This is a genomic window from Pseudomonas sp. XP2 (assembly GCF_053557975.1).
Genome location: NZ_JBNRIK010000035.1, coordinates 1 through 13,694 on the forward strand (window position 1 = coordinate 1; position 13,694 = coordinate 13,694).

12 protein-coding genes and 2 pseudogenes are annotated in these 13,694 nt (G+C 62.6%); 4 read left to right on the top strand and 10 right to left on the bottom strand.

The window, feature by feature from the left end; genetic code table 11:
- Positions 1-81 (bottom strand): annotated as a pseudogene (locus ACK1VC_RS26200) (MetQ/NlpA family ABC transporter substrate-binding protein); the annotation flags it as partial.
- Between the two features lies 1 nt (position 82).
- Between ACK1VC_RS26200 and ACK1VC_RS26205 the strand changes: the two are divergent.
- Positions 83-163 (top strand): annotated as a pseudogene (locus tag ACK1VC_RS26205) (SCO family protein); the annotation flags it as partial.
- A 128-nt stretch (positions 164-291) separates the two neighbouring features.
- On the opposite strand, the gene ACK1VC_RS26210 reads toward ACK1VC_RS26205, so the two are convergent.
- The 3 genes from ACK1VC_RS26210 to ACK1VC_RS26220 form a co-directional block, all read right to left on the bottom strand.
- Positions 292-1,062, bottom strand: a complete 771-nt coding sequence (locus ACK1VC_RS26210) for a MetQ/NlpA family ABC transporter substrate-binding protein (protein ID WP_016484265.1) — start codon at positions 1,060-1,062, stop codon at positions 292-294.
- 64 nt (positions 1,063-1,126) lie between these two features.
- A complete protein-coding gene (locus ACK1VC_RS26215; protein WP_012269918.1) occupies positions 1,127-1,798 on the bottom strand; it encodes a methionine ABC transporter permease in 672 nt (223 codons plus the stop codon).
- Entirely contained in the window at positions 1,798-2,805 is a 1,008-nt protein-coding gene (locus tag ACK1VC_RS26220) for a methionine ABC transporter ATP-binding protein (RefSeq protein WP_016484266.1), read from the bottom strand. The genes ACK1VC_RS26215 and ACK1VC_RS26220 overlap by 1 nt, the downstream gene beginning before the upstream one ends.
- Before the next feature lie 227 nt (positions 2,806-3,032).
- On the opposite strand from ACK1VC_RS26220, the gene katE reads away from it, so the two are divergent.
- Entirely contained in the window at positions 3,033-5,177 is a 2,145-nt protein-coding gene (katE, locus tag ACK1VC_RS26225) for a catalase HPII (protein WP_016484267.1), read from the top strand.
- A gap of 107 nt (positions 5,178-5,284) precedes the next feature.
- Here the strand turns inward: katE and ACK1VC_RS26230 are convergent, their stop codons facing one another.
- The 4 genes from ACK1VC_RS26230 to zur form a co-directional block, all read right to left on the bottom strand.
- A complete protein-coding gene (locus ACK1VC_RS26230) occupies positions 5,285-5,992 on the bottom strand; it encodes a PA5502 family lipoprotein (RefSeq protein ID WP_191087135.1) in 708 nt (235 codons plus the stop codon).
- A gap of 127 nt (positions 5,993-6,119) precedes the next feature.
- The gene (znuB, locus tag ACK1VC_RS26235) at positions 6,120-6,902 is read right to left on the bottom strand and encodes a zinc ABC transporter permease subunit ZnuB (RefSeq protein WP_016484269.1); all 783 of its coding nucleotides are present in this window, start codon (positions 6,900-6,902) and stop codon (positions 6,120-6,122) included.
- The gene (gene znuC, locus ACK1VC_RS26240) at positions 6,895-7,668 is read right to left on the bottom strand and encodes a zinc ABC transporter ATP-binding protein ZnuC (RefSeq protein WP_016484270.1); all 774 of its coding nucleotides are present in this window, start codon (positions 7,666-7,668) and stop codon (positions 6,895-6,897) included. Before znuC ends, znuB begins: the two co-directional genes overlap by 8 nt.
- Complete coding sequence (gene zur, locus ACK1VC_RS26245) at positions 7,665-8,150, bottom strand: zinc uptake transcriptional repressor Zur (RefSeq protein ID WP_016484271.1); 486 nt, start codon at positions 8,148-8,150, stop codon at positions 7,665-7,667. The genes znuC and zur overlap by 4 nt, the downstream gene beginning before the upstream one ends.
- A gap of 18 nt (positions 8,151-8,168) precedes the next feature.
- Between zur and ACK1VC_RS26250 the strand changes: the two genes are divergently transcribed.
- Positions 8,169-9,125 (top strand): zinc ABC transporter substrate-binding protein, encoded by a 957-nt coding sequence (locus ACK1VC_RS26250; protein WP_070086751.1) that lies wholly within the window; start codon positions 8,169-8,171, stop codon positions 9,123-9,125.
- 49 nt (positions 9,126-9,174) lie between these two features.
- Here ACK1VC_RS26250 and ACK1VC_RS26255 read toward each other — a convergent pair whose 3' ends face one another.
- Together ACK1VC_RS26255 and ACK1VC_RS26260 are read right to left on the bottom strand one after the other, a co-directional pair.
- Entirely contained in the window at positions 9,175-10,125 is a 951-nt protein-coding gene (locus ACK1VC_RS26255; protein WP_060519851.1) for a homoserine kinase, read from the bottom strand.
- 69 nt (positions 10,126-10,194) lie between these two features.
- Complete coding sequence (locus tag ACK1VC_RS26260; RefSeq protein ID WP_003252997.1) at positions 10,195-10,482, bottom strand: DUF2782 domain-containing protein; 288 nt, start codon at positions 10,480-10,482, stop codon at positions 10,195-10,197.
- A 75-nt stretch (positions 10,483-10,557) separates the two neighbouring features.
- Here ACK1VC_RS26260 and polA point away from each other — a divergent pair, with 75 nt between their 5' ends.
- Positions 10,558-13,305 (top strand): DNA polymerase I, encoded by a 2,748-nt coding sequence (polA, locus tag ACK1VC_RS26265; RefSeq protein WP_016484274.1) that lies wholly within the window; start codon positions 10,558-10,560, stop codon positions 13,303-13,305.
- Positions 13,306-13,694: the final 389 nt, after the last annotated feature.

Sequence of the window (13,694 nt, forward strand, 5' to 3'; positions counted from 1 at the left end):
CTGCTTCACCTCTGGCGAGTGCAGCGCAGCCGCCAGTTTCTTCATGTCGTCCGAGTCCTAGTTGTCCGGGCGGGCAGCCAGGCGTCAGCGTGGATTCATTCGTGCGCCGTTCAACAACCAGAAGCTGGTGGCGCAGTTGCCTGGGCTTGTGAAGCGGGATTGAGATTTAGGGCCTGCTGCGCAGGCCTTTCGCGGCGCAAGGCCGCTCCCACATGGATCGGCGTACGCCTTACTTTGTGGGAGCGGCCTTGTGCCGCGAAAGGGCCGCAAAGCGGCCCCGGGGATGTTGGATCAGAACGCCGGAACAACAGCGCCCTTGTACTTCTCGATGATGAACTGCTTCACCTCTGGCGAGTGCAGCGCAGCCGCCAGTTTTTTCATGTCTTCCGAGTCCTTGTTGTCCGGGCGGGCAACCAGGATGTTCACGTAAGGCGAGTCGCTGCCTTCGATGGCCAGGGCGTCTTTTTCCGGGTTCAGCTTGGCTTCCAGCGCGTAGTTGGTGTTGATCAAGGCGGCATCGACTTGGGTCAGCACACGCGGGATGGTGGCGGCTTCCAGCTCACGGAACTTGATGCTTTTCGGGTTTTCGGCAACATCCTTCACGGTGGACAGGATGTTCTTGTTGTCCTTGAGCTTGATCACACCGGCCTTGTCCAGCAGCAGCAGGGCGCGGCCGCCGTTGGTGGCGTCGTTGGGGATGACCACGGTGGCGCCGGAGGACAGCTCGTCCAGCTTCTTGATCTTGGCCGAATACACCCCCAGCGGCTCGATGTGCACGCCGGCCACGCTGACCAGTTGGGTGCCCTTGGCCTTGTTGAACTCATCCAGGTACGGCTGGTGCTGGAAGAAGTTGGCGTCCAGGCGCTTTTCGGCAACCTGTACGTTCGGCTGGACGTAGTCGGTGAATTCCTTGACCTTCAGATCAACGCCTTCTTTGTCGAGTTGCGGTTTGACGAAGTTGAGGATTTCGGCATGCGGCACCGGGGTGGCGGCAACGGTCAGGGTATCGGCGTGGGCCGAGAAGGCCGCAACAGCGGCAGCAACAGCAAGCAGCTTCTTCATTGATCACTCCTTGTGAGGGCCGCGACGGCCCCCGAACGGGTCGGCCAGGCCGACCCCATTGGGGTTACTTACGGGAAAAATGCACGACCAGTTTGTCGCCCACGCTCTGCAGTACTTGAACCAGTACCAGCAGCAGTACCACGGTCACGACCATCACGTCAGTCTGGAAACGCTGGTAACCGAAGCGGATAGCCAGGTCGCCCAGGCCACCGGCACCCACCACACCGGCCATGGCGGTGTACGAAACGAGGGTGATGGCGGTGACGGTAATGGCCGCGAAGATACCCGGGCGGGCCTCCGGCAGCAGCGCGCTGGTGATGATCTGGCGGGTGGTAGCGCCCATCGACTGGGTAGCTTCGATGATGCCGCGGTCCACTTCACGCAGGGCGGTTTCCACCAGGCGCGCGAAGAACGGCGTTGCACCCACCACCAGCGGCGGGATGGCGCCGGCAACGCCCAGCGAGGTGCCGGTGATCAGCACGGTGAACGGGATCATCACGATCAGCAGGATGATGAACGGCAGCGAGCGCAGGATGTTGACCACCAGCGAAAGCAGCGCATATACGCCCTTCTGTTCGAACATTTGCTTCGGCCCGCAGAGGAACAGCAGCACACCCAGTGGCAGGCCCAGCAGCACGGTGAAGAACAGCGAGCCGAACAGCATGATCATGGTGTCGATGGTGGCCAGCCAGATTTCGGCCCAGTCGACGTTGGCAAAGAAATTCAGGGCGTCCATCAACGCAGTACCTCCATATGTACGTCAGCTGCCTTGAAGCGGGCGAACGCCGCTTCCATGTCACCGCCGATCAGGGCGAGGGTGAGCTGGCCATAGGGGACATCCTTGATGCGATCGATACGCCCGGCGAGGATGCTGTAGTCCACACCGGTTTCGCGGGCCACGGTGCCCAGCAGTGGGGCGTAGGTGGCGTCGCCCTGGAAGGTCAGGCGCACGATGCGGCCCGGCACGTGGGCAAAGTCGTCGCGTTGCTCGCCTTCGTCGACCTGCTCGTCTTCCTGGACGAAGCGCTTGGTGGTGGGGTGCTGCGGGTGCAGGAACACATCGGCCACCGAGCCTTGCTCGACGATCTGGCCGGCGTCCATCACGGCCACGCAGTCGCAGACACGGCGGATCACGTCCATCTCGTGGGTGATCAGCACGATGGTCAGCTTCAGCTCACGGTTGATTTCGGCCAGCAGTTGCAGGACCGAGGCCGTGGTTTGCGGGTCGAGGGCACTGGTGGCCTCGTCGCACAGCAGGATCTTCGGGTTGGTGGACAGAGCGCGGGCGATGCCGACACGCTGCTTTTGGCCGCCGGACAGCTGCGCCGGGTACTTTCTGGCGTGGTCCGACAGGCCCACGCGGGCCAGCAGCTCGGTAACGCGCTTGTCGATTTCGCTGCGCGACAGCTCGCCGGCCAGGGTGAGCGGCAGGGCGACGTTGTCGGCGACGGTCTTGGAAGCCAGCAGGTTGAAGTGCTGGAAAATCATCCCGACCTGCTGGCGGAAGCCGCGCAGCTGGCTGGCGTTGAACGCGGTGACGTCTTCGCCGTCGACGATGATCTTGCCGCCGGAGGGTTCTTCCAGGCGGTTGATCAGGCGCAGCATGGTGCTTTTGCCGGCGCCGGAATGGCCGATCAGGCCGAACACCTGGCCATCTTCGATGGTCAGGCTGGTCGGATTCAGTGCGGGGATTTCCCTACCGGCAACGCGGTAGGTTTTATGTACCTGTTGGAACTCGATCACGTAGCGAACCTTGTGGGGCGCATTGAAATTTGGGTCAGCGGTTAGCTGGGGTCGCGCATTTTAGCCTTTTCCAATAGCTGTTCTTAGCATTTATTTCGTAATGCACCAATCCTTCGGGCATATCGCGACAACTGGTAATCCTGATTGAACGCTCGGCCACGCCCTCCAGTCACTACTTGGACAAGCCCTGAACGGGCAAGCCTTAAGACTGATGAGGAGAGCCGATCATGCCCAGCAAGAAAACGGACGCGCCCAAGCAGAGTGAAGCCGCCGGCACCCAGACCCCTGACCGGGCCAATACCAATGCCAAGCTGCAAAGCCTGGAGGCCGACCGCAGTGATGCGACCGGGCATGCGCTGCGCACCAACCAAGGCGTACGTATTGCGGACAATCAGAACACCCTGAAGGCGGGTGACCGCGGGCCTTCGCTGCTTGAAGACTTCATCATGCGCGAGAAGATCACCCACTTCGACCATGAGCGGATCCCCGAGCGCATCGTGCACGCACGCGGTACCGGTGCACACGGGTTCTTCCAGAGCTATGGCAATCACGCGGAACTGACCAAGGCCGGTTTCCTGCAGGATCCGGAAAAGATCACCCCGGTTTTTGTGCGCTTTTCCACGGTTCAGGGCCCACGTGGTTCTGGCGACACGGTGCGAGATGTGCGGGGCTTTGCAGTCAAGTTCTATACCGACGAGGGTAATTTCGACCTGGTTGGCAACAACATGCCGGTGTTTTTCATCCAGGATGCCATCAAGTTCCCCGATTTTGTTCACGCGGTTAAGCCGGAGCCACACAACGAAATACCTACCGGCGGCTCGGCGCATGACACTTTCTGGGATTTTGTCTCGCTGGTACCGGAATCGGCCCACATGGTCATGTGGGCCATGTCTGACCGCGCCATCCCGCGCAGCCTGCGCATGATGGAAGGCTTTGGCGTGCACACCTTCCGGCTGATCAATGCCGAGGGCGTGGCCAGCTTCGTCAAGTTTCACTGGAAGCCGAGCCAGGGCGTGCATTCGCTGCTGTGGGACGAAGCCCAGAAACTGGCGGGCAAGGATACAGACTTCCAGCGCCGTGACCTGTGGGAAGCCATTGAAACCGGTGACTACCCGGAATGGGAACTGGGCGTGCAGATTGTGCCTGAGGCTGACGAACACAAATTCGACTTCGACCTGCTGGACCCGACCAAGATCATTCCCGAAGAACTGGTACCGGTTACCCCGCTGGGCAAGATGGTCCTGAACCGCAACCCGGACAATTTCTTTGCCGAGGTCGAGCAGGTTGCCTTCTGCCCTGGCCATATCGTGCCGGGTATCGACTTCACCAATGACCCCTTGCTGCAGGGCCGGCTGTTCTCCTATACCGACACGCAACTGAGCCGGCTGGGTGGGCCGAATTTCCACCAGATCCCGATCAACCGCCCGGTGGCGCCCAACCACAACAACCAGCGTGACGCGTTGCACCAGCACATCGTGCACAGGGGCCGTGCCTCGTATGAGCCGAACTCCATCGACGGCGGCTGGCCGAAGGAAACGCCACCTGCGGCGCAGGATGGCGGCTTCGAGAGCTATCAGGAACGCGTTGATGCGCACAAGATTCGCCAGCGCAGCGAGTCGTTTGGCGACCACTTCTCGCAGGCGCGGTTGTTCTTCCAGAGCATGAGCCCGACAGAGCAACAGCACATCATCAAGGCCTACAGCTTCGAACTGGGCAAGGTCGAGCGCGAGGCCATTCGTGCCCGTGAGGTGAATGAAATTCTAGCCAACATCGACCTCAAGCTGGCCGCCGCCGTGGCCGCCAACCTGGGGTTGCCGGCACCCAAGGCGGGCACCGTTCAGGTGAAGGGCAGCAAACTGGCCGAGTCCCCCGCGCTGAGCCAGATGAACCACCCGGGGGTTGTGGGCATCAAGGGGCGCAAGATAGCCGTGCTGCTGGCCGAAGGCGTGGATGCCGGCAGTGTCGACCGGCTGGTCAAGGCGCTTGAGGCGCATAGCGCACGCATCATGCTGCTTGGCCCAACCTCGGCACCGGTCAAGGCTGCTGACGGCAAGGCACTGCCAGTGGATGCGTCGATGGAGGGCATGCCTTCGATCATGTTCGACGGGGTATTGGTACCGGCCGGCAAGGCCGCGCTGGATGCGCTGGGGGCGAGTGGGTTGGCCAAGCACTTCCTGCTCGAGGCCTACAAGCACCTGAAGGCGATCGGCTTTGCCAAAGAAGGCAAGGTGCTGGTGGACGCACTGGGCCTCAAGGAAGACAAGGGGCTGTTGCTGGGCGATGACCAGAAGACGCTGGACGCTTTCGTCAAAGCGGTCGAGGGGCATAGGGTGTGGGAGCGTGAAGCTGCCGCGGAGGCTGTGCCGGCCTAAGGGCTGCTTCGACACCCCATCGCGTCACAAGGCCGCCCCTACAGGGATAGCAGTTCCCTGTAGGGGCGGCCTTGTGTCGCGATGGGGAGCACAGCGCCCCCAGATTCTCAATGCTGGTGCGGAACCAGAACCACCTGCGCCGGCAGCGAGCGCTGGATTTCATGCTTCTGCTTCAGCTCGAACCCGCTGTCGATCTTGCGCACGCGTTTCTCCAGCAAGGTCTTCAGCCACGGCGCATCGTCGGTACGCGGCACCTGAAACACCACTTCGCAGTCATAGCTCACCACATCGGCGGCAATGTCATCGAGCTGGCGGCGCATGGCACGGCTGTCAGTGGTCTTCAAGGCCACCACCGTACTTGGCGCCGTTGGGTCAATGAGGCGTGCCTGGGGCTTGGATTCGGCGGCTTTCAAGGCAGCCTCCGCTTTTTCCAGCTCGGCCTTGCGTGCCTGGGTCAGGGGGTCGCCCCCGGTCACGGCCGGGGCTTGTGGCATCAGAGCTCGGGCGCGGGCCAGGGCGGTAGCCGCTGCGTTCACATCGCCCTTTTGCAAGACGATCTGGCTGCGTCGCAGGTAGGCTTCGGCCAACTGACGCTGGTATTGCTCCAGGCGTGCGTCGTCGGGCGACTGAGCCTGCAGGGCTGCAAGCTGGTCTTCGGCGGTGGCCAGTTCGTTGCTGGCGATGTTTTGTTGCAACTGCTGCCAGGCATCGGCTTGGGCAGGTGCGGTGGCCTGTTCGACCGGCGCGCTGGAGCAGGCACCCAGGAACAGGGAAAACGCGGCAACAAGCAGATAACGGGAGGCGAACGGCTTCATTCCTGCGACTCTCTATTTGCGCAAAAAGCGAGCAAGTCTACACCCAGGTGCGCACGCTCGAAAACAGGTCTTACAGACCCTTTACCCGGCAAAAGGTTGCAAGGCGTGCCTGCACACGCCCTGTCTTTCAGCGTTTCGGCAGGGCCAGGCTCAGCAAGAATAGCACCGCCGCGCAGACCACGATCGACGGGCCAGCGGGGGTATCCTTGAACCAGGACATGGCCAGGCCACCGCAGACGGCGGTGACGCCCAGCAAGCTGGCGCCCAGGGCCATCTGCTCGGGGGAGCGGGCGTGTCGCTGCGCCGCAGCAGCAGGGATGATCAGTAGCGAGGTGATCAGCAGCACACCGACGATCTTCATGGCCACGGCAATCACCACCGCAATCAGCAGCATCAATGCCAGGCGCAAGCCGGCCACCGGCAGGCCTTCGACCATGGCCAGTTCTTCGTGCACGGTAACCGCCAGCAGCGGCCGCCACAGCGCGGCGAGTAGCAGCAACACCAGCGCACTGCCGCCGAGGATCCAGGCCAGGTCGGTGGTGCTGATGGCCAGCAGGTCGCCGAACAGGTAGGCCATAAGGTCGATGCGCACGTCGTGCATGAAACTCAGTACCACCAGGCCCAGCGACAGGGTGCTGGGGGCGAGAATGCCGAGCAGGGTATCGGAGGCCAGCGGTTGGCGTTGCTGCAAGGTGACCAGCAGGATCGCCAGCAACAGGCAGCCGATAGTAACTGCCAGCGTCGGGCTGACATCCAGGGCGAACCCCAGGGCCACGCCGAGCAGGGCCGCGTGGGACAGCGTGTCGCCAAAATAGGCCATGCGTCGCCACACCACGAAGGAGCCCAGCGGGCCAGCCACCAGCGCCAGGGACAAACCGGCAAGCAGGGCGTAGAGAAGAAAATCAGCCATGCTTGCAGTGCTCTCCGTGAACATGGGTGCCAGGGGCGACCACCGAACCGTGCAGGTCGTGGCTGTGGTCGTGGTGATGGTGGTAAATGGCCAGGCTTGGCGCGGTCTGGCCGAACAGCTCGACGAACGCCGGGTCGCCGCTGACTTGCTCGGGGTGACCCGAGCAGCACACGTGACGGTTCAGGCATACCACCTGGTCGGTGGCGCTCATTACCAGGTGCAGGTCGTGGGACACCATCAGCACGCCGCAACCATGACGATCACGCAGGCGGGTGATGAGGTTGTACAGCTCGGTCTGGCCGACCACATCCACGCCCTGCACCGGCTCGTCGAGCACCAGCAACTGGGGTTCGCGCAGCAGGGCGCGGGCCAGCAGCACGCGTTGCATCTCGCCGCCGGAAATGGTCTGGATCGGGTTGTCGATGACCTGTTCGGCGCCTACCTCCTGTAGCGCCGACAAGGCTGCTGCACGGTCTACGCCGGGCACCAGGCGCAAAAAGCGCAGCACCGACAGCGGCAGCGTGGCATCGACCTGAATCTTTTGCGGCATGTAGCCAATGCGCAGCTTCGGCTTGCGCCATACCTTGCCGCGGTGCGGCTTGAGCAGCCCGAGTACGGCACGGACCAAGGTCGTCTTGCCCGCCCCGTTGGGGCCGATCAGGGTGACGATCTGGCCGGGGGCGACCGACAGGTCGATGCTGTCGAGCACCGCCTCGCCGCCATAGGTGACGCCGACCTGCTCAAGACGGATCAGGGCATCGCTCATGCCGCGCTCCGGCAGCTGCCGCACAGGCCGACCACTTCCACGGTCTGGGTCTCGACCGCAAAGCCCACGCCTTTGGCGCTGCTGATGATGGCCTCGCTGATGCTGCTCTGCTCCAGCTCGATGGCCACATGGCAGGCCCGGCAAATAAGGAACTGGCCTTGGTGCACGTGCTCGGGGTGGCTGCAGCCGATGAAGGCGTTGAGCGAGGCGATGCGGTGGACCAGGCCGTTTTCCAGCAGGAAATCCAGCGCGCGGTATACCGTGGGCGGGGCGGCACGTCGGCCGTCCTGCTCGCTGAGCACGGCGAGAATGTCATAGGCGCCCAGCGGCTTGTGGCTTTGCCACACCAGCTCCAGCACACGGCGGCGTAGCGCGGTCAGGCGCAGGCCTTGGCGGGTGCACAAGGCGTCGGCTTCAGCCAGTGCGCTGTGTACGCAATGGGAGTGATCGTGAGGACGGTTGGCCAGCGGCGTGATGGACATGGGCAGCGACGGTTCTGGATGGAGACGTTATTATGTTACCTGTTTCTGACGACTCGAGTATCCACCGTGTCCCGATTCCTAGCTCTGTTTGTCGCTTTCATCGCATTTTCCGCTCACGCCGATGTGCGTGTGCTCACCAGTATCAAGCCCCTGCAGCAGATTGCCGCCGCCGTGCAGGATGGCGTAGGCAGCCCTGACGTATTGCTGCCGCCAGGTGCCTCGCCGCACCACTATGCATTGCGCCCCTCCGATGTGCGGCGGGTAGGTGATGCCGACCTGCTGTACTGGATCGGCCCGGACATGGAGAATTTCCTGCCTCGGGTACTGGCGAGCCGTAGCAAGGCGACGGTGGCTGTGCAGTCGCTGACCGGCATGAAGCTGCGCCACTTTGGTGAGGACAGCCATTCCCATGAGGAAGAGGATCACGACGATCATGACCACGATCACCGCCCGGGCAGCCTGGATGCTCATTTGTGGCTATCGTCGGTCAACGCGCGGGTAATCGCGGCAAAAATGGCGTCTGACCTGGCCCAGGTCGACCCGGCTAATGCTGCCCGCTACCAAAACAACCTCAAGGCCTTCGACGAACGCCTGGATGCTTTGGATGAGCGTATCAAGGCGCGGGTGGCCGGTATTGCCGACAAGCCGTACTTCGTGTTCCACGAAGCGTTCGATTATTTCGAAGCTGAGTATGGCTTGAAGCACGCCGGCGTGTTCAGCGTGGCGTCCGAGGTGCAGCCTGGGGCGCAACATGTAGCGGCCATGCGCAAGCGCCTGCAGGAAGTGGGCAAGACGTGCGTGTTCAGCGAACCGCCATTGCGACCGCGCCTGGCCGAGACCCTGACTGCCGGGCTGCCGGTGCGTCTGGCCGAGCTGGATGCACTAGGCGGTACCGACCCGGTGGATGGCAAAGGGTATGAGCGCTTGCTTGAGAAGCTGGGTGGCGAGCTGGCGGGGTGCCTGGAACAGCTGTAAGCCTGTACCGGCCTCTTCGCGGGCAGGCCCGCGAAGAGGCAGACGGGGTCTAGAGGGCGAACGGGAGGTGCAAGGCCACTTGCTGGCGCTGTGCCAGGCGCACTTCGAACTCGCTCGGGTCGTGGATCATCACATCCATCCCGGCAAACGATTCGGCCGCGATCAGGCGCGACAGCCAGAAGCGCACGCAACCTACCCGCAACATTTCCGGCCACAGCTCGGCTTCGGCCGCCGTGAACGGCCGCAGCGCCGCATAGGCTGCCAGCAGTGCCTGGGCACGCGGTACATCCACTGCGCCTTTCTCGTCCAGGCACCAGTCGTTCACGGTGATGGCGATGTCATACAGCATCGGCCCGGAGCAGGCGTTGTAGAAGTCGATCACACCGGTCAGGTGGGTGCCTTCGAACATCACGTTGTCGCGGAACAGATCGGCATGCAGGTTGGACCGCGGCAAAGCCAGGATCTGCGCCTTGTGCGCGCTGATCTCTTGCAGTGCCGGCTGCAGCAGTGCGGCTTGCTCGGCGGACAGGCGTGGCAACAACTCGGCACCCGAAGCCAGCATCCAGTCCAGGCCACGGTCGGTCTTGCGCTCGATGATGTGCTCGCGGGTGGCCAGGTGAATGTGCGCCAGCAGCTCGCCGACCTGGGCGCAGTGCTGGTTGTTGGGCGCCTTGATGTGCTTGCCCGACAGCCGTGGCTGCAGCAACGCCGGCTTGCCACACAGCTCGCGCAGGCCGTTGCCGTCGCGGTCACGAACGGCATAGGGCACCGGCATGTCAGCGTCGTGCAGGGTGTCTAGCAGTTCTATGAAGAACGGCATGTCTTCGCTTGGCCCACGCTCGATCAGCGTCAGGACGAACTCCCCCTGTTCGAGGCTGACGAAGAAATTGCTGTTCTCGGTGCCGGCGGCAATGCCCTGGAAGTCGAGCAGGCGGCCCAGCTCATACGGTGCCAGAAAGGTTTCCAGCTCAGGCCGGGTCACGGGGGTGAAGACTGACATGATGAAAATTTGCCCATACGGGCACTTCCGCCGGGAAGTGCCGGGTTGATGTGAACGGTGCGCGTCAGATTACCACTCGAAAATCTTCCAGGACGGAATCAGCATGTCCGGCTGGTCGGATCGAATGAAATTGGCATCAGTGCCATCAGCGCGCACCAGAAAATACGGCTTGCCGTTTTTCGGCGTGATCTTGATCGCATACAGGAACCCGTTCTGCCGGTACTCCTGGATGGTTTTGTCGCCTTCCGTGCGAATGGTCACCTCGGGATCGGCCGAGGGGGCGTCGTCCGCCGCCAGGGTGACGACTGGCGTGGTTGCCAACAGGCCGAGCAGTAACAGGCGATTGAGTGTACGCATGATAACCTAGTCCCTTTGTCGTCAATGATTCTGGCTATTCTAGCGCCGGACCCGTCGAAAAGGTTGATTCTGCTCATGAGCCAAGCCCCCCTCGTCCTGGTGGACGGTTCCTCCTACCTGTACCGCGCCTTCCACGCGCTGCCGCCGCTGACCACGTCCAAGGGCATGCCGACCGGTGCGGTGAAGGGTGTGCTGAACATGCTCAAGAGCCTGCGCAAGCAGTACCCGGACAGCTTGTTCGCGGTGGTATTCGACGCCAAGGGCGGCACATTCCGCGATGCCATGTTCGCAGAGTACAAGGCAAACCGCCCAAGCATGCCTGACGACCTGCGGGTGCAGGTCGAGCCGCTGCATGCCAGCGTGCGGGCACTTGGCTACCCGCTGCTGTGCGTCGAGGGTGTCGAAGCTGATGACGTGATTGGCACCCTGGCGCGCAGCAGCGCCGCCCAGGGCCGCCCGGTGATCATCTCGACCGGCGACAAGGACATGGCGCAGCTGGTGGACGGGCACATTACCTTGGTCAACACCATGACCGGTAGCGTGCTGGACGTGGCTGGCGTGCACGAGAAATTTGGCGTCGGCCCGGAACATATCATCGACTTCCTGGCGCTGATGGGCGACAAGGTCGACAACATCCCCGGCGTACCCGGCGTTGGCGAAAAAACCGCTGTGGGCCTGCTGACCGGTATTGGCGGCGGCCTCAGCGACCTGTACGCCAATCTGGACAAGGTGCCGGCACTGGCCATTCGCGGTGCCAAGACCCTGCCGGCCAAGCTGGAGGAACACCGCGATGCGGCGTTCCTGTCCTACGAGCTGGCTACCATCAAGGTAGACGTGCCACTGGATGTCGAGGTCGAGGCGTTGGTCTGCGGTGAGCCTGATCGCGAGGCGTTGCTGGCGTTGTACACCGAGATGGAGTTCAAGAGCTGGGTTGCCGAGGTGCAGCGTGATGCCGCAAGGGCTGGCGATGACGTTGCGCCGGTCGAAGAGCCGGCAGCCAAGGTCGAGCCGCAGTACGAAACCATTCTTGACCAAGCCCGCTTTGAAGCCTGGCTGGAAAAGCTGCGCCAGGCGCCGCTGTTCGCCTTCGATACCGAAACTACCGGCCTTGACGCCCAGAAGGCGCAGCTGGTTGGCCTGTCTTTCGCTGTCGCGCCCCATGAGGCGGCCTATGTGCCGTTGGCCCACGACTATGAAGGTGCACCGGCCCAGCTGGACCGTGAGGCCGTATTGCTGGCACTGAAACCGTTGCTGGAAGACCCGGCCAAGGCCAAGGTCGGGCAGAACGCCAAGTACGACATCAACATCCTCGCCAATGGCTCACCCGCCATCGAAATGCGTGGCGTGGCCTACGACACCATGCTCGAGTCGTACGTGCTGAACTCCACCGCCACCCGTCATGACATGGATAGCCTGGCGCAGAAGTACCTCGACCACACCACCATTGCCTTCGAGGACATCGCCGGCAAGGGCGCCAAGCAGCTGACCTTCAACCAGATCCACCTGGACAAGGCCGGCCCCTACGCTGCCGAAGACGCCGACATTACCCTGCGCCTGCACCAGGCGTTGCAGGCGCGCCTGGCACAGACGCCTAGCCTGCAGCCGGTGCTGATGGACATCGAGATGCCGCTGGTGCCGGTACTGGCCAAGATCGAACGCCAGGGAGCGCTGGTCGATGCTGCGCTGCTGCATGTGCAAAGCGGTGAACTGGGCGTGAAGATGGCCGAACTGGAGCAGCGTGCCTACGCGCTGGCCGGTGAAGAGTTCAACCTCGGTTCGCCCAAGCAGTTGGGCGCGATCCTTTACGACAAGCTAGGCATGCCGGTGCTGAGCAAGACCGCCAAGGGCCAGCCATCCACTGCCGAAGCCGTGCTCGATGAGCTGGCCTTGCTCGGTTATCCACTGCCTGAGGTACTGATGCAGTACCGCAGCCTGAGCAAGCTCAAGAGCACCTACACCGACAAGCTGCCGGGCCAGATCAACCCCCGCACCGGGCGTATCCATACCTCCTATCAGCAGGCAGTGGCAGCCACCGGCCGGCTGTCGTCGAGCGACCCGAACCTGCAGAACATCCCGATTCGTACCGCCGAAGGCCGGCGTATTCGCCAGGCGTTCATTGCCAGCCCGGGTTACAAACTGCTGGCGGCGGACTATTCGCAGATCGAACTGCGCATCATGGCTCATCTGGCCAAGGACGAAGGCCTGCTGCACGCCTTCCGCAACGACCTCGATGTGCACCGGGCAACGGCGGCGGAAGTGTTCGGTGTGGCCCTGGAAGACGTCACCACCGACCAGCGCCGGAAAGCCAAGGCCATCAACTTCGGCCTTATCTACGGGATGAGCGCCTTTGGGCTGGCCAAGCAGATCGGTGTCGACCGCAAGCAGTCGCAGGACTACATCGACCGCTACTTCGCCCGCTATCCGGGCGTGCTGGCCTACATGGAGCGCACCCGTGCCCAGGCCGCCGAGCAAGGCTTTGTCGAAACCCTGTTCGGCCGCCGCCTGTACCTGCCAGACATCAACGCCAAGAACCCGGCCCTGCGCAAAGGCGCGGAGCGTACGGCGATCAACGCGCCGATGCAGGGCACTGCCGCCGATATCATCAAGCGGGCCATGGTCAATGTGGATAACTGGCTGAGCGAGAGCGGGCTGGATGCCCGGGTGATCCTGCAGGTACACGACGAATTGGTCCTGGAGGTGCGTGAGGACCTGGTGCAGCAGGTGAAAGATGAAATTCGCCAGCACATGAGCCAGGCCGCACAACTGGATGTGCCGCTGCTGGTGGAGGCAGGAATTGGTGCGAATTGGGACGAAGCTCACTGATTGAGCGCGGAAAGCTGTGTAGGATCTGCGGCGTAGTGACGCGGATCCTGGCACGGCTCAGTGCCGTCGGTACGGAAGTTTCATGAAACTATCGCAAATAGTTTTCAGGGCTTCGGAACTAAACCGGTGAAGCGGAACTCAGAGTAACTGAATGGCTGGTGAAGCCCTTCGATGCTCCTATGTTGTGTTAAGTGTTGGCAGATATCTGGACCCCGCCCTAGCGGTCCGGACTTGGACCCCGAACTTCCCCCTCCCCATACGAAGTCCGGGGTTTTTTTTGCCCGGAATTTGGGTCGACCGTACCGGCCTCATCGCCGGCAAGCCAGCTCCCACAGGGGTATCACTTCCCTTGAGGCCTGTGTTGAACCTGTGGGAGCTGGCTTGCCGGC